Raw genomic sequence first — 545 nt, 5'->3', positions numbered from 1 at the left:
AATCTGGTTCGACAACTTGTCGGCGGCGGTGGTCTCGATTAGCCGTGATGGAAAGCGGTCATGCACCGATCAGTTCCTGCGGTTTGCTACCCACTACCGGTTCGACCCAGAATTCTGTAATCCCTATCGTGGTCACGAAAAGGGGCATGTGGAGAACAAGGTGGGGTACAGTCGGCGTAATTGGCTCGTGCCACCACCGATTTGCGAGACGGATGCTGACCTTGAGACATACTTGGCCCAGGCAGCAGAGGCAGACATGGATCGTCCACACTATGCCAAGAAAGAGCGTATCGTCAACTTGTGGGAGCAAGAACGGAAGAAGCTTTTGGCTATGCCAACCGTTGCGTTTGAGGTTTTCAGGCTTGAACCGGCCCGCTTGAACAAATATCGGGAACTCCGGTTTGAAACAACCACATAGCCACTACCGCAGTGCCGTGCGCTAGATCCCGTATTGCTCAAGGTGAAATGGGACGAGATCGAGGTTTTGTCGGGCGACGGAGAGTACCGACACCTGGGGACGTTGCCTCGCCCGTACACGGAAAAGG

At 54.7% G+C, this 545-nt stretch carries 1 pseudogene; it reads left to right on the top strand.

Annotated elements, in window-relative coordinates:
- Positions 1-418: pseudogene (locus AC27IT_RS28070) on the top strand (IS21 family transposase); the annotation flags it as partial.
- Positions 419-545: the final 127 nt, after the last annotated feature.

It is taken from the genome of Brevibacillus sp. YAE8 (assembly GCF_057543335.1).
This window is presented reverse-complemented; position numbering and strand designations above follow the sequence as displayed.